Below are 18,980 nucleotides of genomic sequence, written 5' to 3'. Positions count from 1 at the left end.
ACGACCGGCGCCGCCCCTCCCGGGGCGGCGGTGGGTCACCCCGCCGCTGTACCGGAGCCGCCGGCCGCGACCTCCGCGGTGTAGTCGGCGGCGAGGTCGACGAACATCGCGTGCAGCGCCCCGGACGCGGCGGGGACCGAGCCGGCGAGAGGCCGCTGGATCACCAACCGCACGGCGGTGGACACGACGTCGAGAGGCCGGAAGGTGATCATCCCCGCGCGCTCCAGCGGATCCCCGCGCACGCTGAAGTCGGGCAGCACGGTGGTACCGAGACCCTCGGCGACCATCAGCTTCCCCATCTCCGCGCCGTCCGTCGAGTACGAGAAGCTGGGACTGCGCCCGTCCAGGAGCCGGTGGACGTAGCGGTGCATGAGGTAACCCGACCGCATCACGACGAGCGGCTGGCTGAGCAGGTCGTCCACCGAGATCCGCTCCTTCGCGGCGAGCGGACTGTCGGAGCGCACACAGGCCACCGGCCGGCCGCGCAGCAGCTCCGTGGTGTGGAATCCGGGCGGGGTGTCGTCGCCCTGGAGGTAGTTGACGAGACCGAGATCGAGACCGCCCTCCAGCAGCGCGCTGTGCAGCGCGGTCTGCTGGGAGCTGACCACCTCGACCTGCGTCTCCGGATGCGCGGCCCGGAAGGCCCGGATGGTGGGCACGAGCAGCGGCACGGTGGCGGCGTGGACCGTGCCGAGCCGGATCATCCGGCTGGTGTGGTGCTGCTCGTCGGCTGCTCTGCGCAGCCCCTCGACCGCGTCGAGCACACCGGTGATGTGCGGCAGAAGTTCACGTCCCGCCGCGCTGATCTTGGCCCCCGACCGCCTCCGGTCCAGGATGTCCACGCCCAGCTCACGCTCCAGGTTGCGGACGGTCTCACTCAGCGCCGGCTGGGACAGATGCAGGGCCTCGGCCGCCCGGCGAAGAGAGCCGAGTCGGGTCACGGCCTCGATGTATTCGAGCTGTTCTATCCGCATGACCTGGTGTTCTCCGATCGGTGTTGAAGGGAATCCCTATCACCACTTCGCAGATCCCGAATGTACGCGGGCGACGACGACGGCTAATCTCGTGAGCACATGCTTCGGTGAAACAGGTTCGAGAGGTGGTGACGGGCGATGCGGGATCTGTGGGAGCTGACCTGCCGCCGTCACGTGGACCTGGTGCGCGTCTCCAGCGCCCTGTGTCGTCAGGCGCGATAGAACCGGGCCCCGAGCAGCACACCGCGTGTCACACCGACGCGGCACGAGCCCGCCGTTCACAGCACACCGGCAGTGGCTTTCCCGGTCCTCCTGTTGCTCTCCGTATGTCCGGCGGGGCACTCCGTCGGACATACGGATGTTCACCGCTGCCCGCGCTCACCACCGCACCCGCAGATTTCACGAGGTGATTCCGCATGGCCACCGTCCTCTCCGTCTCCGGCAGTCCGTCGGCCGGCTCCCGAACAGCCCGGCTGCTCAGGCACCTGGACGCCGGGCTCACCGCCAGGGGCCATCACGTCGTCCCCCTCGACGCCCGCACCCTTCCTCCCGAGGCGCTGCTCCGCGCGGACTTCGCCCACCCGGCGATCGTCCGCGCGAAGGAGTTGTTCGAGGAGGCCGACGCGGTGATGATCGGCACACCCGTCTACAAGGCGGCCTACTCCGGGCTCCTGAAGTCCCTGCTCGACCTGTTGCCGCAGTACGCGCTGGCCGGCAAGACCGTACTGCCACTGGCCACCGGCGGCAGTACCGCCCACGTCCTCGCCATCGACTACGCGCTCCGGCCGGTGCTGTCCTCCATGGGCGCCCAGCACATCGTCCAGGGCTGGTTCGTCCTCGACCGGCACATCACGGCCCTCGAAGGCGGTGGAGTCTCCCTCGACGCCGAGGCCGAGAGGGGACTCCACCAGGTGATGGACCAGTTCGTGCGGGCACTGCGGCCGGGCAGCGCCCACCCGGTGCCGGCCGCCGCCTGAACCGCCCGCTCACCGCCGTTTCTCCCGACCATCCACCGCACACCGCACGGAGGCCCACCGTGACCGCACCCGTACCGCCCGACGAAGCGGCGCCGGCGAACGCCCATGTGATCGCCGACGACACCGAAGCGCGCTCTGTGGCCGCGGAGTTGGCCGACGAGTTCCGGGCCGGTGCGGCGCGGCGGGACGCGGGGCGCGTCCTGCCGCGCGAGGAGCTGGCACGCCTGTCCGCCAGTGGTCTGCTCGGGATCACCGTGCCCCGCTCGCACGGCGGCGCCGATGTGTCGGCGGGCACGCTCGCGGAGGTCTTCCGGCTGCTGGCGACCGGCGACGCCAGCCTGGCCCAGATACCGCAGAACCACTTCGTCTATGTCAATGTGCTGCGCAGACAGGGCAGCGCGGAGCAGCGGAAGTTCTTCTTCGCCGAGGTGCTCGCCGGGCGCAGCTTCGGCAACGCGCAGTCGGAGGCCGGCACCAAGCATGTCCAGGACATCAGGACCCGGCTGTCACCCGCGGGCGACGGCTCCTATCTGCTGAGCGGTGAGAAGCACTACTCGACGGGAGCGCTGTTCGCGGACTGGATCCCGGTCCTCGCCCGGGCCGAGGAGGACGCGCTGCACGTCGCGTATGTGGCACGCGACGCACCCGGTGTCACCGTCGTCGACGACTGGAACGGCATGGGCCAGCGCACCACGGCGAGCGGCACCGTGCGCCTCGCGGACGTCGGCGTCGCCGCCGACCGGGTCGTACCCCACCACCTCACCTTCCAGGGACCCCAGTTGCACGGTGCGGTGGCCCAGCTGCTGCATGCCGCCATCGATGTGGGCATCGCCTCCGGCGCCCTCGCCGAAGCCGCCGAATTCGTCCGGACGAAGAGCCGGCCCTGGTTCGAGAGCGGCTACGAAACCGCCGCCGAGGATCCGCTGCTGATCCAGCGCTTCGGTGAACTGGCACTGCAGGTGAGGGCTTCGGAAGCGCTTCTGGTCGCCGCGGCGTCCGCCGTGGACGCGGCGTCCGCCGACCTGACGGACGACACAGCGGCCGAGGCCTCGATCGCGGTGTCGGCGGTCAAGGTGCACGCGGCCTCGACGGCCGTCGACACGAGCAGCTCACTGTTCGAGGTGTCGGGGACCCGCTCGGCGCTGGACAGCCTCAACCTGCACCGCCACTGGCGCGACGCCCGTACCCATACGCTGCACGACCCCGCCCGGTGGAAGATCCAGCACATCGGCCGCTACGTGCTCAACGGCACCCGGCCGCCCCGCCACGGTCTGATCTGAGCGGGACTCCGTCCCTCGCAACGCGCCCGCCCGACGCCTCCCGCCGGAGGTGTGTCCTGTCAGAAGAGTCCGGAGAATTCAGTGAGCCTCACCTTCCATTGGTTCCTGCCCACGTACGGAGACAGCCGCCACATCGTCGGCGGCGGTCACGGGCTGCCGGCGGGCGCGGCGGGCGGGCAGCGCCCCGCCGACCTCGGATACCTGAGCCAGATCGGCCGGGCGGCCGAACAGCTGGGCTTCGTGGGGGCGTTGACACCGACAGGGGCCTGGTGCGAGGACGCGTGGCTGACCACGGCGATGCTGGCCCGGGAGACCGAACGGCTGAAGTTCCTGGTCGCCTTCCGCCCCGGCTTCGTCGCCCCGATGCTCGCCGCCCAGATGGCGGCCACCTTCCAACGCCACGCGCCGGGACGGCTGTTGCTCAATGTCGTCACGGGCGGCGAGAGCCACGAACAGCGCGCTTACGGCGACTTCCTCGACAAGGAGAGCCGGTACGCGCGCACCGGTGAATTCCTGGAGATCGTCGGTGAGTTGTGGCGCGGCAAGTCCGTGTCGTTCACCGGTGAACACCTCCGGACGGAGAACGCGCAGCTGGCCCGCGTCCCGGATCCCGTGCCGCCCATCTACTTCGGCGGCTCCTCACCGGCGGCGGGCGAGGTCGCCGCCCGTCACAGCGATGTGTATCTGACCTGGGGCGAGCCCCCGGCGCAGGTCGCGGAGAAGATCGCCTGGATCCGCTCCCTGGCGGCCGAGCAGGGCCGTACCGTACGGTTCGGCATCCGCCTCCACGTGATCACGCGCGACACGGCGGAGCAGGCGTGGGCGGAGGCCCGCCGGCTGCTCGACGGCTTCTCCGAGGAGGCGGTGAAGGCCGTCCAGACCGGCCTGGCCCGCAGTGAGTCGGAGGGCCAGCGGCGCATGCTGGCCCTGCACGGAGGCGACCGGGACGGCTTGGAGGTCTCGCCCAATCTGTGGGCGGGCGTCGGCCTGGTCCGCGGCGGCGCGGGTACGGCGCTGGTCGGCAGCCACGCCGAGATCGCGGAACGCATCACCGAATATCACCGCCTCGGCATCGACGAGTTCATCATGTCGGGCCACCCGCACATCGAGGAGGCGTACTGGTTCGGCGAGGGCGTCCTGCCGCTGCTCGCCAGGTCCGGCCTGTGGACCCACCCGGACGCCCCGGCGTCCGCCGCACAGCACGGCACCGGGATCCCGTTCGCCGCCGGCGTGAAGCCCTGACACGAGCGGTGCCGATCCGGCGCTGCCCGATCGGCACCGCCGGCCCTGTCCGGCGGATCTTCACGGGACAGGACCTGGTGCTCCGACCTGACCGGGTCCCGCACACCTATCCGCGCCGGCGCAACGCCAACGCCCGTCACCGCGACGTTGTGGCCGCGGAACACAAGGAACGCGCCCGCATCCGCAGCGAGAAGGGCATTCGCCGGGGCGGACACCGCCTCGCCGCCGTGACCTGAAGAGCCCGGCGAAACTAGTCCGGTCGCAGAACTGGGTCCTGTCCGGCGTAGGGGTTGCCGCCCAGCCAGACGGTGCCATCGATCAATTCGCGATCCGCGTCCACGTGGCCTCCGTGGCAGGCGACTTCGGTGATCACGTGGAGCAGGATGTGCCGCACGTCAGGCAGTCGCCAGGCCGGCCAGATCCCCACGGGCCAGGCGGCCGACTCCTGTTCGGGCCCGACGCCCGAGATCACGGCGTCGGAGACGCCACCCCGCAGCATCCCCGAGCCGTCGAGGTCCGGATGCCGTCCAGGGTCGGCCAGGATCCGGAAGATGTCCCCCGCCCGGGCCCCGATGCGGCGGGACACCACCACGGGCTCGCCTGTCGTACTCGCCATCCGCGCGCCTCCGTCAACCGCAGAGCATGAAGCCCGACTCCGGCCTGGACGCTACACCGGGGGTACGACAACGCCTCGCCGAGCACGTACGAGCCCTGCCTGTGCCCGAAGACGCCCGTCTCGACATCCGTCCGGCCGCGGGAATCCAGGTGTACTCCTTCACCTTCGGACAGTGCTGCTACGTACCGAACGCCGTCCTTCCAGGCGCTGACACGCACGGAACGCCGTCCTGCGAAGGGCGGCGTTCCGTGTGTGTGGCCACAAGGCAGCCGGAGGTCCTCGCACCGCGGCCACCTGGGCTTCATGACCACGAGATGGCGGTTCCCGGAGCGCGAACCCGGCCGCGACCACCACCACGACCACGCGATCGGGCCGAACTATTGCCATAGCAAAGGTTTCGAGATAGCTTTATAACAAGCTTTCCTCCTGCGGTTCACATCCGGCCGCAGGACGGGCGGCCCCACGCCACAGTTTTCGTGAGGAGTCGATCATGACCGAGTCGCAGAAGCCTCGCCTCTACCAGCACTACATCGACGGCCAGTGGGTCGATTCGTCCAGCGGTGAGCACTTCGACGTGTTCAACCCGTACGACGGATCCGTCTACGCCAGGGCCGCCGCGGGAACCGCGCAGGACGCCGAGCAGGCGGTCACCGCCGCCGACCGTGCCTTCCCCGCCTGGGCCGCCCTGGCCCCGACCGAGAAGCAGCGGCTCTTCCTCCGCGCCGCCGACATCGTCGAGCGCCGCCACGACGAGCTCGCCGCCATCCTCGCCGAGGAGACCGGCTGCTCCATCTTCTTCGCCAAGTTCCAGCAGAACGTGGTGCAGAAGGTCCTGCGGCAGGCCGCCGGCTGGGTTCTGGAGCCGAAGGGCGAGATCCTTTCGACGGACGTGGCCGGTGACTTCTCCATGGCCGTCCGCCGCCCCCTCGGCGTCGTGGCCAGCTTCACCCCGTGGAACGGCGCGAACGTCCTCGCCTGGCGCTCCGTGGTCCAGCCCATCGCCGCCGGCAACACCGTCGTCGTGAAGCCGTCCGAGGAAGCACCGATCTCCGCCGGGCTGATCGTCGCCGAGGTGGCCGAGGAGGCCGGCTTCCCGGCCGGTGTCATCAACGTGATCTCGCACGCTCCCGGAGCCGCCGGCCCGATCGCCGACGTGTTCTACGAGAGCCGTGACGTACGCATCATCAACTTCGTGGGAAGCTCGCGCACGGCCCGCTTCCTGGCCGACCGCGCCGGCAAGACCCTCAAGCGGACCGTGATGGAGCTCGGCGGGTACAACCCCATCCTCGTGCTCGCCGACGCCGACCTCGACTACGCCGTCCGCACCGCCACGTTCAGCGCCTTCTTCCACCAGGGCCAGGTGTGTCTCTGCGCCCGGAAGATCCTCGTCGAGCGCCCCCTCTACGACGAGTTCCTGTCCCGGCTCACCGAGCGCGCCGAGGCCCTGCCGCAGGGTGACCCGCGCGACCCCGCCACCGTCGTCGGCCCGCTGATCAACGAGCGCGCCGTGCAGCTCGTCCAGAGCCGTATCCAGGACGCGGTCTCGAAGGGCGCCCGCGTCGTCACCGGCGGCTCCTACAACGGCCTCGTGCACGAGCCGACCATCCTCGTGGACGTCCCCGACGAGGCGGAGGCCTCCTACGAGGAGACCTTCGGTCCCCTGCTGATCGTGCAGCCCGTCGACAGCGCCGAGGAGGCGCTCGAAGTGATCAACAAGTCGGCGTACGGACTGACCTCCTCGATCCTGACCGGTGACCGGTTCCGCGGCCTGGAGCTCGCCCAGCAGATCAACTCGGGCGCCGTGCACATCAACATCCCCACCATCGACGACGACGTCACAGCTCCCATCGGTGGCGTCAAGGACAGCGGATGGGGTCGCAGCGGACCGCACTCCCGTGACGACTTCACCGACCTGGTCTGGGTGAACGTCCAGAGTGGCGAGCGCCAGCTCCCGCTCTGACGGCACGAACGGAAACACGGAGAGCCACCTTCATGAACGACGTCACCCTGCTCGCCATTTCGGGCAGCCTGCGCGAGCAGTCGCTCAACACGGCACTGTTGCGCGCCGCCCGCAAGCACGCGCCGCCGGGACTCACCATCCAGCTCTACGAGCGCCTCGGCGACATCCCGCCCTACAACCAGGACCTGGACAGCGCGGAGCCCCCCGAGCCCGTCGCGGACCTGCGCGGCGCGATAACCCGCGCCGACGGGCTCCTGATCTCCTCGCCCGAGTACAACTACTCGGTGTCGGGAGTCCTCAAGAACGCCCTCGACTGGGCGTCCCGCCCCGGCGGCGCGTCCAGCCTCGGCGGTAAGCCCGCCGCCGTCATGGGAGCCTCGCCCGGCAACTTCGGCACGGCCCGCGGCCAGATGGCACTCCGCCAGGTGCTCATGGCCACCCGCTGCCAGGTGCTCGTCCAGCCGGAGCTGCTGGTCTTCGGCGCGCATCATCGATGCGACGAGAACGGCGAGTTCACCGACGAGACCACCCTCGCGCTGCTGCGGGAACTGCTCACCGTCTTCCGGGACGAGATCCGGGAGAGCGCGCGATGACCGATATCTCACTGTCCCGGGCGATCGACGTACACAGCCACTTCCTGACGCCCTCCTACCAGGAGGCGCTGCGGGAAGCGGGTCTCGGCCAGGCCGACGGAATCCCCGCCGTCCCGTCGTGGTCCGCCTCCGGTGCGCTGCGGCTCATGGACGAGCTGGGGATCGGCGCGATGGTCCTGTCGGTCTCCTCGCCGGGCGTCCACTTCGGCGACGACGCGAAGGCACGCGCCCTCGCCAGGCAGGTCAACGACGAGGGTGCGGAGATCGTGGCCGGCCATCCGGACCGGTTCGGGCTGCTGGCGAGTCTGCCGCTGCCCGACGTGGCCGGCTCGCTCGCCGAGCTGGGGCACGCCTTCGACGACCTGGGCGCGGACGGGGTGGTCCTGCTGACCAACTTCCGCGGCCGCTACCCCGGCGACCCCGCATTCGCTCCCGTACTCGCCGAACTCGACCGGCGCGAGGCCGCGGTGCTGCTGCACCCGACATCGGCCTGCGGCTGGGAGCACGTCTCGCCGGACCGGCCCCGCCCGCTGATCGAGTTCCCGTTCGACACGACCCGGGCCGTCCTGGACCTCGTGCTCTCCGGGAGTCTGGAGCGCTACCCCGGCATCCGGTTCATCGTCCCGCACACCGGCGGCGTGCTGCCGATGCTGGCCGATCGCATCCAGTCACTGGGCAACGCCTTCGACGTGGAAGGGACGCCCGCCGATGTCGTGAGCCTGCTCAGGCGGCTGTACTACGACACCGCCGGGGCGGCACTCCCCCGGGCGCTTCCCGCCCTCCTCGGCCTGGTGGACCCGTCGCGGCTGCTCTACGGAAGCGACTATCCGTTCACGCCGGCGGGCGTCGTACGGTCGCTGGCCGGGCAGTTGGCCGGGACGGCCGTACTGGAACCGGCGGACCGGGAGGACATGCTGCGGCACACGGCGCGGAACGTCTTCCCGCGCCTGGCCGGAGAGGCCGCCTCCTGACGCGGCCGATGTGAGGAACAGCGGGCATGCGGAACAGCGGGCCGGGTCGTGAACACCAGGGTCACGACCCGGCCCGCCGCAAAAGCTGTCCAGAAAGCTTTGTTATTTTTCACCCCTGTAGGATGGCCAGTTGGCGCCACGCAGGGGCGGGTACGAGAGGACTGAGGATGACTGAGGACCTGGTCGACGCGATCACGGCCGCCTGGCGTGCCGAGATGCCGGCGATCGTCGGACCCGAATTCGAGCTGATCAAGCGCGTGGCGCGGTTGCATCATCTGTTGGAGGACGTACTCGTCAAGCAGTTGGCCCCGTACAGGGTGACCAAGGCCGAGTACGACATCCTGAGCGCACTGCGCTCGGTGGGGAAGCCCTACCGCCTCCGGCCCACCGACCTGTCCGAGCGTCTGCTTCTCACATCCGGCGGTACGAGCAACGCGCTGCGGAAGCTGGCGGCCGCGGAGCTGATCGAGCGCGAACCCGATCCCGAGGACGCGCGTTCGTCCTGGGTACGGCTGACGCCTCTGGGCATCGAGACGGCGCAGGCCGCCGTCGAGGCCGCCGTCGGCGCCCAGCTGACCGTACTGAGCCCGGCCGGTACCGGTGCCGCCGGCAAGGCGGCGGACGATCTGCGCGAGGTCCTGCTGGCACTGGGCGACCGGAAGCCGCACCCGGTCACGCGCACCCGCTGACCCGCTGACCGCCGGCCCGCCGACTCACCCGGGCCTGGAGCCCGCCGGGCCGGTCGCCACCGCCGGGCGACCGGCCCCCGTGGCAACGCCGCCGCAAGCCGGCGCCGCCCGGAAGCCATTACCGCTCGGAAGCCGCCGTCCCCGGGGTGCGTGACGGACAGCTGGCCCGCACGACCGGGATGAGCTGCTGCCCACGCGGAAGGTCTTGCCCCGCAGGGCGGCCGACCGCGTGACGAACATGGCCGGCCCTTCCGGTGCGCACGGAGGAGCGCCGCGCGGGAATCGCCGGGGCACCCCGTGTGATCATGACGGCGCCGGACCACACCGCCGAACCGCGTGCCGACGCCTCACCCGCCCTGGGAGATCCGCTTCTGCCAGTCGACCGCCGCCTGGACCTGGTTGAACGAGAACAGGTGCAGCCCCTCGATCCGCAGGTCCTCGGCCACGAGGTCCCCGCCGAACCCGGCGAGCAGTTCTTCGGGCCGGTACACCCCGCCCAGGAGGAGATGGCCCACCATGCCGTGCTGCCGGGAAAGGAAGCGGACCGAGGATCCGACCCCGATCCTCAGGGAGAGTTCGAGGAGCTTACGGGGGTTCAGGGGAGCCGCCAGGCCGATGCGCAGGGACAGCTCGATGCCCGCCTCGCGTACCGTTCGCAGCCACGTCACCACCGTCCCGGCGTCGAAGCACAGCTGGCTGACCATGTAGTCGGCGTGGACCTGTTTGTGACGCAGCGACTCCACCAGGGCCTCGTCACCGATCGAGGGGTGCCCCTCCGGGTAGCAGCCGACACCGATGCGCGTCAGGCCATGATCGAGATCCGCCAGGGCGTCGAGAAGTGAGGTGGCGTCCGGAAACGCTCCGGAGTCGTCCGTGGCGTCACCGCCGATCACGAACAGCTCCGAGATGCCGAGATCACTCAGGCGGGCGACGATTCCGCGCAGTTGCGCCCTGTCGGCGACCTGCCGCGCGGCGACGTGCGGGACGACGCGGTGCCCCGCCCGCACCGCGACCTCGCTCAGCTCCAGCGTCCGCGTGATCCCGGACTTCGGAGAACACGTGATCGTGACGGTCGAGCCGAGGGGGACACCGCGCAGCTTCTCCTCGGCGCCGCGCAGCGGGATCACCTCGATGGCGGCGGTCCGCGCCAGGGCCGGCACCACGTCGTCGTACAGGGATCGGGGGAGGCTCATGACACGTATCCCTGCTCGTGGAAGGTTCGCCGGAGCGCGCTCTTGATCGGCCCCCTGGCCGGGGTCCGCCCTCACATGGTGAGCGGGGGCGCCGCTGAGCTTCACACCGAGGTCGTACCGGGTCTTCCTCAGCCCGGACGGGCGTCGCCCCGGACCGGCATCGCCCCCGGACCGGCATCGATCACCGGGCCGCCGGCGTGCCGGCCCGCCGCCGTCGACTCAAGCCGCGGTGCGGGCGCTCTCGCTGCCGACCTCGGAGACGCAGGCGTCGAGGAGGCCGGGGAAGCGGTCGTCGAGGTCGTCGCGGCGCAGGGTGTTCATGCGTGAGGTGCCGACGTAGTGCTGGCGGATGATCCCGGCTTCACGCAGGACGTTGAAGTGGTGGGTCGCCGTGGACCGCGCCACCGGGAGGTCGAAGTTTCCGCAGCTGATGTCCGCCGGAGCCTCATTCAGCTGGCTCACGATGCTGCGGCGTACCGGATCGACCAGGGCCTCCAGTACCGCCTGGAGGGCGATCTCGTGGCTGGCGGGATGTTCGGGCACCCGCGTGCTGTTACGTGCCACCGGTTCCTCCTCGTCCATGGCTCCGGGATGACGGGCCTGTCTCCCGGCCAGCATACGTCGACAGTCTTCAAAGGTCGACGACCCTCATAGGTTGATATTCATCGAAGTTTGACGGTCGTCGTCATAAGAGTTCTACTGGTGGAGCGCGGGCGAATCAGCCGCAAGCACGGCATATCGCCCCGCATCCCCCTGCAACGACCTGGAGACACACCATGAACCGCGCTGTCCGCTTCCACGAGACCGGTGGCCCCGAAGTCCTTCGCGTCGAAGACGTGCCCGTTCCCGTGCCGGCCGAGGGAGAGGTCCTCATCAGGACCAGGGCCCTGGGGCTGAACCGGGCCGAGTCCATGTTCCGCGGTGGGGAGTACGGCGTCGATCCCGTCTTCCCGTCAGGGATCGGCTACGAGGCGTCGGGCGAGATCGAGGCCGTCGGGCCCGGCGTCACCGGCTTCGCCACGGGGGACGCGGTCAGCGTCGTGCCCGCCTTCATGATGACCGACTACGTCGTGCACGGTGAGCTCGTCATCGCACCGGCGCACGCGGTCGTCACGCACCCCGAAAACCTCTCCTGGGAAGAGGCGGCCTCGGTCTGGATGATGTTCATCACCGCCTACGGCGGCGTCGTCGACCTGGCGGGCCTGAGCGCCGGAGAGACCATCCTGATCCCCGCCGCGTCCAGCAGCGTGGGTCTCGCCGCGATCCAGATCGCCCGCATGATCGGCGCCCGTCCGGTGGCGCTGACCCGCACCGGCGCCAAGCGCCGGCAGCTCCTGGACGCCGGCGCGGACGCGGTCATCGCGACCGCCGAGGAGGACGTCGTCGCCCGCGTGCGGGAACTCACGGACGGCAAGGGGGTCCGGGTGATCTTCGACCCCGTCGGCGGGCCGGCTCTGGCGCGACTGGTCGAGGCCGCCGCCCCGGACGCCACGATCGTGCTGTACGGGCGCCTGGACGCCGAGCCCGCTCCCCTCGACGTCGGCGCCGTCCTCTTCAAGCGTCTGACGATCCGCGGCTACGAACTGTTCGAGATCACCCTGGACGAGTCGCGCCGCCACCAGGCCGTCGACTTCGTCCGCCGCGGCCTGACCAGCGGGGATCTGACTCCGGTCATCGACAAGACCTTCCCCCTCGACGCCGTCGCCGACGCCCACCGCCACCTCGAAGCCGGCGGACAGGTCGGCAAGGTCGTCGTGACCGTCCCCCGCTGACCCCGGCGGGGCCACCAGCGACGGTGAGCACGCAGCGGAACTCGGCCGAGCACCGGCCGGAAGCCGTTCACAGACAACCACTTCACACCTCCCGGTTCTCCGGTCAGGTGAGCCAGCGGCCCCACGAAGAGTTCCATCGAAGATCCTTTGTGCGCCATCGCAGCGGAGAGTTAGGTCCTTGAGTCATGAAGCAAGCAACATCGATGAAGGAAGCTTCATCATATAGGCGGAAGCCCGCCTGGGCAACCCTGCTCCTCGTCAGCGTGGCGGTCTTCCTCCTCCCGGTCGCCATGACCGGTGCGGGCGTGGCGCTCCCCGAGATCGCCCAGGACTTCCACCCCAGCTCACAGTCGCTGAAGTGGGTGGTCAGCGGTTACAACGTCACCTTCGCCGCGCTCATGCTCGCCTTCGGCACCATCGCCGACCGGGTCGGCCGCCGGCGCATCTTCCAGATCGGCATCACGCTCTTCGGCGCCAGCGCTCTCGTCGGGATGCTCGCCAACTCGGTGATCCTGCTCGACATCACCCGGGTGACCGGCGGTATCGGTGCGGCCGCCACGCTGACAGCCGGCTCCACTCTCGTCGCGTCCCGTTTCGAGGGAACGCAGCGTGTACGCGCCTTCGGCATCTTCGGCACCGCGCTCGGCGCCGGCCTCGCCTTCGGCCCGCTCGTCTCCGCCCTGACGATGGAGTTCATGGGCTGGCGCGGCATCCTGCTCGTCCCGACCGTTCTCGGCCTGCTCGTCGCGGTCTTCACGCCGATGCTGAAGGAATCGCGCAACACGGACAGCAAGCCCGTCGACTGGACAGGAACCGTCACCTTCACCCTCGGCCTCGTCCTCCTGATCTTCGCCCTGGTGGAGGCGCCGACCTACGGCTGGACGTCCGGCCTGGTGATCGGCTCCCTCGTCGCCACCGTCCTCCTGTTCGCCGGATTCGCCGTCGCCGAAAAGCGGCAGCGACACCCGATGTTCGAGCTGAGCCTGCTGCGCAACACGGGCTTCATGGGGGTCAACGCCGCCGCTGTCGCGATGGCCTTCACGCTGCTTCCCCTGCTGGTCCTGCTGCCGACCTACTTCAGCGCCGTCAAGGGATACAGCGCCCTGGGCGCCGGATCCGTGCTGATCATCGTCACCATCCCGACGCTGATCATCCCGCTTCTGGCCCCCGTCATCGCCAAGTTCCTCTCGGTGCGCGTCCAGCTCACGGCGGCGATGGTGACAGCCGCCGGCGGTATGGTCTGGCTCAGCACCATTCAGCCGCACACCAGCATCAGCGCCTTGGTCGGACCGTTGCTGCTCACGGGCGCCGGCTACGGCATGACGCTCGCCATCGTGGATGGCGCGGCCATCTCCAGCGTCGACCTCAAACGCGCCGGCATGGCGTCGGGCATGTTCAACGCCATGCGTCTCACCGGTGACACGGCCGCCGCGGCTGTCGGCGGATCCCTCCTCCTCACCATCACGTCCTCCCACCTCGCCGGCAAGGTCGCCGACCCGGACAAGGTCACCGAGGATCTGAACGGCGGCATCCACACCACCTCGGTCGTCGCCGCGGACGCCTTCACCAGCGCCCTCCATGTGGTGATCTGGATCAGCGTCGCCCTCGCCCTCATCACCGCACCGCTCGTGTGGCGCGCGCTCCGTCCCAAGAAGGTGGCGAGCCCCGTGATCATGAGCGGCGGGCCTTCGTCCACCGGATCCGCCGCTCTCGACGAGAGTCCGGCCGGCTCCGGGCCCACCGCGGAACTGGCCTCCGAGCCCGCCGGCGGCGGGAACCGGTCCGGCGAGACCATGTGACACCACGGCGAGCACCCGGCGCCGAGCCCCGGTGGACGACGGGGCCGGGCGCCGGGCCCCCGCCAGGGGACACCGGACGTGCCCCTCTTCACACACCTGACAGCTAACGTGCCCCTCCTCACACACCTCACAGCTACGGGCCGGACCGCCGCGAGACCTTCGCCACGGCCGCCACCCTGGAGGTCAACGGCGTCCGGCCGGACTCCCCCACAAGGGGCGGAACCACTGCGACGGCAATATCTTGGGCCATGTGCCGGCCCGGAAGGTGCTCGCCGTCCTCGGCATCGCCGGACCGGCATGGGTCACCCCTCCGCGACAGCGCCTCCCCCGAGAACCTCAGGCGGGCCGATGCCGTCGAAAAATCCGCCCGGGACGCCCGTCCGCTCGCGGAGGTCCGTCCCCGCCGGGCATCACGAGACACGTCCTGGACATCGGCGCGCGCAGAGAGGAAGGACCCGTCATGAAAGCCGTGGTGCTCGCGGAGCGTGGCGGCGAGCCCGTCGTCGCCGACTTCTCCGCTCCCCGGCCGTCGCACGGCACCCCGGTGGTGTCCGTACTGGCCGCCGGGATGAATCCGCTCGACGTGGTGATCGCGGGTGGTGGTTTCCCCCGCCGGGTACCGGAACCGCCCGCGGTACTGGGATTCGAGGGCGTCGGCGAACTCGACGACGGGCGCCGGGTGTACTTCACGGAAGCCCCGGCCCCGTACGGCTCGTTCGCCGAGCGGGCGCCGGTGGACGAGGCGTCGCTGATGCCGGTCCCCGACGGGCTCGATCCCGCGACGGCGACAGCCCTGGGCGTGTCCGGCACAGCCGCGTGGACGGCCCTGGAATACCGGGCCCACCTGGCGGCGGGCGAGACGGTCCTGATTCTCGGCGCCGGCGGAGTCGTCGGGCAGATCGCGACACAGGCCGCCCGGCTCCTGGGCGCCGGCCGGGTGGTGGCCGCCGCCCGCGGCGAACTCACCCTGGACACCCGGCACGCCCGAGGCGCTGACGCGGTGGTACGACTCGACCGGCCGCAGACGCTGGAGGAAGCGCTACGCGCCGCCGCACCCGGCGGCTACGACGTCATCATCGACATGATCTGGGGCGAAGCGATTCCCCCGGTCATCAACGCGGCCAACCCCGGGGCCCGCTTGGTCCAGGTGGGCAACGCGGCGTCCGCCACGGTCCCGGTCCTGGCCCCCGCGTTCCGCAACCGCGTGATGTCCCTGCTCGGCCACACCATCTTTCTCACCCCCCTGGACGTCCGCCGGGCGGCATACGAACAACTCACCACACTCGCACGGGCCCGGAAGCTCACCATCGACATCGAGCGCATTCCCCTGGACGACTTCGAGCACGGCTGGAACCTGCTCACAACAGGAACCACCCACCGCAAACTGGTTGTCGTACCCACGGAGTCGTAACCCGCGCGGAGAAGTACGCCACGGATGACGGGGTGGGCGGCCCGGCCGCGCGACGGAGGCGCGGTGGCGAGCACCGGCGGTGGCCCGGGAACGGCGCTGTCAGGTGTCGGATTCGGAACAGAGGGCGTCGAAGACGCTCGCCGCGGCGACGCGGGCGTGGTCCTCGGTGAGCGCGGCGAACCGTTCCACCGTCGCGCGTTCCCCCTCACTGAGCCGGCCTCCGGTCTGCTGGAGTGCGGCCCGGATGCCGGACGCGTTGCGGGCCGCGCGGAACGCCTCGGTCTCGTCCTCGCTGGGCAGGTGTATGTATCCGGCCTCCGCGAGACGGGTCAGTCCGGCGCGGGTCTCGTTTTCGTGCATGCCCAGTTCGCGGATCATCCAGTCCACGTCGCCCTGCGCTCCGGTGAGGTGGTGCAGCCACAGGCAACGGACGTAAAGGCCCAGGTCGGCCAGTGACAGGCGCCTGTCGGTGATCGGATCGTGCTGGACGATCACCGCGTAGGCCTCGCCGGAGTCAGCGTTGACCACCTTGATCGACTTCTTGGTGTCCGGCATGCCGTCCGAAAACCTCTCACATCAGTGCGGGAACAAGGTGAACTCCTCTGCCCGTCATCATGGTTCACCAACTCCAGGATCGCCAGACACTCGCATGATGTGTGCCGGTGAACGCGTTCACGCCGGCTACACCGACGCCCTCCTGGTGGGGCGGCGCCCGGTGTCGTGGGTGTGCGGGTGTGGGGCGCTGCCGAGGTCGCGGTGGTGTCCTCACGTCCCGGGTCGCGCTCGACCGGTCCGGAGGGCGGAGGTATGTGGCACAGTCGATCCGGTGGACGAGCTGCGACCTCAGGACCCCGCGCGCATGGGCGCTTATCAGCTCCTCGCCCGTCTCGGCGCGGGCGGCATGGGCCAGGTGTATCTCGGCCGGTCGCCCGGCGGACGGCTGGTGGCCGTGAAGGTGATCCGCGACGAGATCAGCGATCACCCCGAGTCGCTGGCCCGGTTCCGGCGGGAGGCCGCGACCGTGGAGACCGTACGCAGCGTCCACACCGCCCAGTTGATCGAGGCATCGCTCGACACCTCCCCGTACTGGCTGGCCACCGAGTACGTGGCGGGTCCCACCCTGCGCGGCGCGGTCGCCGCGAGCGGCCCGTTCCCGCCGGACAGCGCGCTGCGGCTGGTCGCGGCGCTCGCCGAGGGGCTGGCCGCGGTCCATGTCCACGGCGTCACGCACCGGGACCTGAAACCGCAGAACGTCATCCTCGCGTCGCAGGGACCCCAACTGATCGACTTCGGCATCGCCCGGGGGCTTGAGCAGACGATTCTCACCCGGGACGGAATGGCGCCGGGGACACCCGGTTACGCGGCGCCCGAGGTCGTCCTGCGCAACGAGGTCGGCCCGGCGGCGGACGTTTTCGCGCTGGGGGCGACGCTCGCCTACACGGCGACGGGCCGGCCCCCGTTCGGCGCGGGCAACGCGGCGGTGGTGAGCTATCGGGCCGTGCACGAGGACATCGACGTGGCGGGGGTACGGCCCGACCTGGCGGCGCTGATCCGGCGGTGTGTCGCCAAGGACCCGGCGGAGCGGCCCGCGCCGGCCGCCGTGATCGCCGCCTGCGCGGTGGACTCGGCGCTGGCGACGGACCCCCATTACCGCTCGCTGTTCCGCGACGCCGAACCCGCGGCCGTACCGGGGCACGTGAACGCACCACCCGTGCCGTACGGTGCGCACACTCCCGCGCTGCCGGAGCCGGAGACCGGGGCACGGACACGGCCGGAGGACCGCGAGGCGGAGCCGGCGGTGGCGACCGTATCCGCGGGGCCGTCCGGCAGCACCCCGTACGGCGGGCCGGACAGTCGGCGAGGCGGCGGCCGGGGCCGGGCCTGGCTCGCGCTGGGTGCGGTGGCACTCGCCGCGCCGTTGACGGTCTGGCTGCTCCCAGGAGCGGACAGCGGGGACTCCGGAAAGGCGCCCACGACCGGGGGCACCGCCTCCGCGCCCGGCACCGCGTCCCGGCCGGCCACCACCGCTCCGGCGGCAGGACCGCCGGACCATATCGTGAACGACCGTGTCTCGCAGGACCGCTGGAGCCTGTCGGAGGATCCGGCGGAGGCGGCGCAGGGCATCGGCTTCTGTGACCTGGCCGGCCTCACCGAGGCCACACCGCCGACCGGCCTGCGGTCCTCCGTCGCGCACACCACCGGCTCGGACACCGCCTCGGTGGCGCTGCGCCCCCAGGGCGCGGGACAGGGAAAGCGGCCCGCGCCGTACTACGTCTCCGTGGGGGTCCGGCCCCCGCACGAGACGGACCGCTCCACCGGCAAGCCCCTTCCGTCCACCGGTACGGGCACCGGGTTCACCAGCAGGCCCGTCGATCTCTACTCCGCCTGGTCCTCGGGCGGGACCATCAAGCTCAGGTATCCCGACGACTTCCGGGCCCACTTCGGCGAACGGACCGTCGACGCTCTCCCGGTGGGCGACGACCTGGGCGACTGGACGGTGATCCTCTATCACGTCGAGGGCGGGCCGGCGAAGTACACACCCGTCGCGTGCAACGGATTCCACGCCTGAGTCGCCCCGGTCGGCCCGCCACCCGGACGGAACAGCTGCCGCACCGGCCACGCGGCAAGGGTCGCGGCGGCAGTGGGGGATCCGGTTTCTTCCGGTCGACGTTCCATCCGTCGTCACCGGGCGGAGCCCGCGCGGGTCCCTCGGGACGGTGCCTGGTCGCTCCCGAGGGGCTCTCGGAACCGGACGGGTGCGCGGAAGCGGGCGCGTCGGGCGGCTCTGCGGAACGTGGTGAGCACCGCCGGGCCCGCCGGGGTGACGCACACGAAGTTGGTGACGGCGCTACCGGTGTCCCAGCCGAGGGAGGTGGCGAGGTCGAAGGCGAGGTAGCGGTGCCACTGCTCGGTGAACGGCAGCCCGGGGAGGTAGGCGATGGAGCTGTGCGGGTCGAGGGAGAAGGGCCACAAGGAGAGGTTGAGCAGGAGGACCTCGCGGCGGCCGCTGGCGCGGGGCAGGAAGCCGGCGGGCATGCCGCCGAAGGCGCAGCCGAACATCTGGTACGGCATCCAGGGCCCGAAGCCGCCCGTGATCAGCGCGGGACGAGTCCCGATGCGGGCCGAGCCGGTACGGTGCCCGGCCCGCATCGCGGACGCCCGTGGTGAGCCCGCGCGCATCCGGAATATGAGCAGAGGTGACGCGGAGTTGCCCGCGCTCTAGGCTGGAGGGTGCAGCTGGTTCGCCCTGTCCGCCAGGCAGGGTGTCGTAAGAGGGAACCCGGTGGAAATCCGGGACTGCCCCGCAGCGGCGAGTGGGAACGACCGCCGTCATACGCACTGGATCCGAGCGGATCCGGGAAGCGACGGCCAGTGGGAATCTGCCTCGGCAGGTGTGCCCGCGAGTCCGAAGACCTGCCCGTTGCCCGTACGTGACCGATCGGGTGCGGATATCCCGGTGACCTCGTGGGCGGGTCGGCGTACATACCAGACGGATGAGCGCG

At 70.7% G+C, this 18,980-nt stretch carries 17 protein-coding genes, 2 pseudogenes and 1 riboswitch; of the genes and pseudogenes, 13 read left to right on the top strand and 6 right to left on the bottom strand.

What is annotated here, in order from left to right; all coding sequences use genetic code 11:
• Positions 1-35: 35 nt before the first annotated feature.
• The gene (locus ACIBAE_RS07170) at positions 36-974 is read right to left on the bottom strand and encodes a LysR family transcriptional regulator (RefSeq protein WP_399282851.1); all 939 of its coding nucleotides are present in this window, start codon (positions 972-974) and stop codon (positions 36-38) included.
• Between the two features lie 138 nt (positions 975-1,112).
• Between ACIBAE_RS07170 and ACIBAE_RS07165 the strand changes: the two genes are divergently transcribed.
• The 5 genes and pseudogenes from ACIBAE_RS07165 to ACIBAE_RS07145 all read left to right on the top strand — a co-directional run.
• Entirely contained in the window at positions 1,113-1,196 is an 84-nt protein-coding gene (locus ACIBAE_RS07165) for a putative leader peptide (protein WP_399283053.1), read from the top strand.
• Between the two features lie 194 nt (positions 1,197-1,390).
• Positions 1,391-1,951, top strand: a complete 561-nt coding sequence (gene ssuE, locus ACIBAE_RS07160) for an NADPH-dependent FMN reductase (protein WP_399282850.1) — start codon at positions 1,391-1,393, stop codon at positions 1,949-1,951.
• A 59-nt stretch (positions 1,952-2,010) separates the two neighbouring features.
• Positions 2,011-3,231, top strand: a complete 1,221-nt coding sequence (locus ACIBAE_RS07155; protein ID WP_399282848.1) for an SfnB family sulfur acquisition oxidoreductase — start codon at positions 2,011-2,013, stop codon at positions 3,229-3,231.
• A gap of 81 nt (positions 3,232-3,312) precedes the next feature.
• Positions 3,313-4,473, top strand: a complete 1,161-nt coding sequence (locus tag ACIBAE_RS07150; protein ID WP_399282847.1) for an LLM class flavin-dependent oxidoreductase — start codon at positions 3,313-3,315, stop codon at positions 4,471-4,473.
• 98 nt (positions 4,474-4,571) lie between these two features.
• A pseudogene (locus ACIBAE_RS07145) lies at positions 4,572-4,709 on the top strand (integrase); the annotation flags it as partial.
• A gap of 14 nt (positions 4,710-4,723) precedes the next feature.
• Here the strand turns inward: ACIBAE_RS07145 and ACIBAE_RS07140 are convergent.
• Entirely contained in the window at positions 4,724-5,089 is a 366-nt protein-coding gene (locus tag ACIBAE_RS07140) for a DUF664 domain-containing protein (RefSeq protein ID WP_399282846.1), read from the bottom strand.
• Between the two features lie 490 nt (positions 5,090-5,579).
• Between ACIBAE_RS07140 and ACIBAE_RS07135 the strand changes: the two genes are divergently transcribed.
• From ACIBAE_RS07135 to ACIBAE_RS07120, 4 genes are all read left to right on the top strand, one after another.
• The gene (locus tag ACIBAE_RS07135; RefSeq protein WP_399282845.1) at positions 5,580-7,049 is read left to right on the top strand and encodes an aldehyde dehydrogenase family protein; all 1,470 of its coding nucleotides are present in this window, start codon (positions 5,580-5,582) and stop codon (positions 7,047-7,049) included.
• 32 nt (positions 7,050-7,081) lie between these two features.
• A complete protein-coding gene (locus tag ACIBAE_RS07130; RefSeq protein WP_399282844.1) occupies positions 7,082-7,642 on the top strand; it encodes an NADPH-dependent FMN reductase in 561 nt (186 codons plus the stop codon).
• Positions 7,639-8,613 carry an amidohydrolase family protein gene (locus ACIBAE_RS07125; RefSeq protein WP_399282843.1) on the top strand — a complete coding sequence of 325 codons (975 nt, stop codon included), beginning with the start codon at positions 7,639-7,641 and terminating at the stop codon, positions 8,611-8,613. Before ACIBAE_RS07130 ends, ACIBAE_RS07125 begins: the two co-directional genes overlap by 4 nt.
• Before the next feature lie 167 nt (positions 8,614-8,780).
• Positions 8,781-9,302 carry a MarR family winged helix-turn-helix transcriptional regulator gene (locus ACIBAE_RS07120; RefSeq protein ID WP_399282842.1) on the top strand — a complete coding sequence of 174 codons (522 nt, stop codon included), beginning with the start codon at positions 8,781-8,783 and terminating at the stop codon, positions 9,300-9,302.
• A 347-nt stretch (positions 9,303-9,649) separates the two neighbouring features.
• Here ACIBAE_RS07120 and ACIBAE_RS07115 read toward each other — a convergent pair whose 3' ends face one another.
• Both ACIBAE_RS07115 and ACIBAE_RS07110 read right to left on the bottom strand, forming a co-directional pair.
• Positions 9,650-10,495 carry a methylenetetrahydrofolate reductase gene (locus ACIBAE_RS07115; protein WP_399282841.1) on the bottom strand — a complete coding sequence of 282 codons (846 nt, stop codon included), beginning with the start codon at positions 10,493-10,495 and terminating at the stop codon, positions 9,650-9,652.
• A 219-nt stretch (positions 10,496-10,714) separates the two neighbouring features.
• On the bottom strand, positions 10,715-11,077 hold the full coding sequence (locus tag ACIBAE_RS07110; protein ID WP_399283052.1) for an ArsR/SmtB family transcription factor: 363 nt from the start codon (positions 11,075-11,077) through the stop codon (positions 10,715-10,717).
• 194 nt (positions 11,078-11,271) lie between these two features.
• Between ACIBAE_RS07110 and ACIBAE_RS07105 the strand changes: the two genes are divergently transcribed.
• The 3 genes from ACIBAE_RS07105 to ACIBAE_RS07095 all read left to right on the top strand — a co-directional run bounded on the left by ACIBAE_RS07105 (position 11,272) and on the right by ACIBAE_RS07095 (position 15,477).
• Entirely contained in the window at positions 11,272-12,267 is a 996-nt protein-coding gene (locus tag ACIBAE_RS07105) for a zinc-dependent alcohol dehydrogenase family protein (protein WP_399282840.1), read from the top strand.
• 185 nt (positions 12,268-12,452) lie between these two features.
• On the top strand, positions 12,453-14,066 hold the full coding sequence (locus ACIBAE_RS07100) for an MFS transporter (protein ID WP_399282839.1): 1,614 nt from the start codon (positions 12,453-12,455) through the stop codon (positions 14,064-14,066).
• 460 nt (positions 14,067-14,526) lie between these two features.
• A complete protein-coding gene (locus ACIBAE_RS07095) occupies positions 14,527-15,477 on the top strand; it encodes a zinc-binding alcohol dehydrogenase family protein (protein WP_399282838.1) in 951 nt (316 codons plus the stop codon).
• Positions 15,478-15,576: 99 nt separating this feature from the next.
• Here ACIBAE_RS07095 and ACIBAE_RS07090 read toward each other — a convergent pair whose 3' ends face one another.
• A complete protein-coding gene (locus ACIBAE_RS07090; protein WP_399282837.1) occupies positions 15,577-16,032 on the bottom strand; it encodes a hypothetical protein in 456 nt (151 codons plus the stop codon).
• Between the two features lie 271 nt (positions 16,033-16,303).
• On the opposite strand from ACIBAE_RS07090, the gene ACIBAE_RS07085 reads away from it, so the two are divergent.
• On the top strand, positions 16,304-18,046 hold the full coding sequence (locus tag ACIBAE_RS07085) for a protein kinase (RefSeq protein ID WP_399282836.1): 1,743 nt from the start codon (positions 16,304-16,306) through the stop codon (positions 18,044-18,046).
• 113 nt (positions 18,047-18,159) lie between these two features.
• Here ACIBAE_RS07085 and ACIBAE_RS07080 read toward each other — a convergent pair.
• Positions 18,160-18,579 (bottom strand): annotated as a pseudogene (locus ACIBAE_RS07080) (ECF transporter S component); the annotation flags it as partial.
• Between the two features lie 119 nt (positions 18,580-18,698).
• Positions 18,699-18,914: riboswitch (cobalamin riboswitch) on the top strand.
• Positions 18,915-18,980 lie beyond the last annotated feature (66 nt).

It is taken from the genome of Streptomyces sp. NPDC051569, from assembly GCF_044454085.1.
Classification (GTDB): Bacteria; Actinomycetota; Actinomycetes; order Streptomycetales; family Streptomycetaceae; genus Streptomyces.
This window is presented reverse-complemented; position numbering and strand designations above follow the sequence as displayed.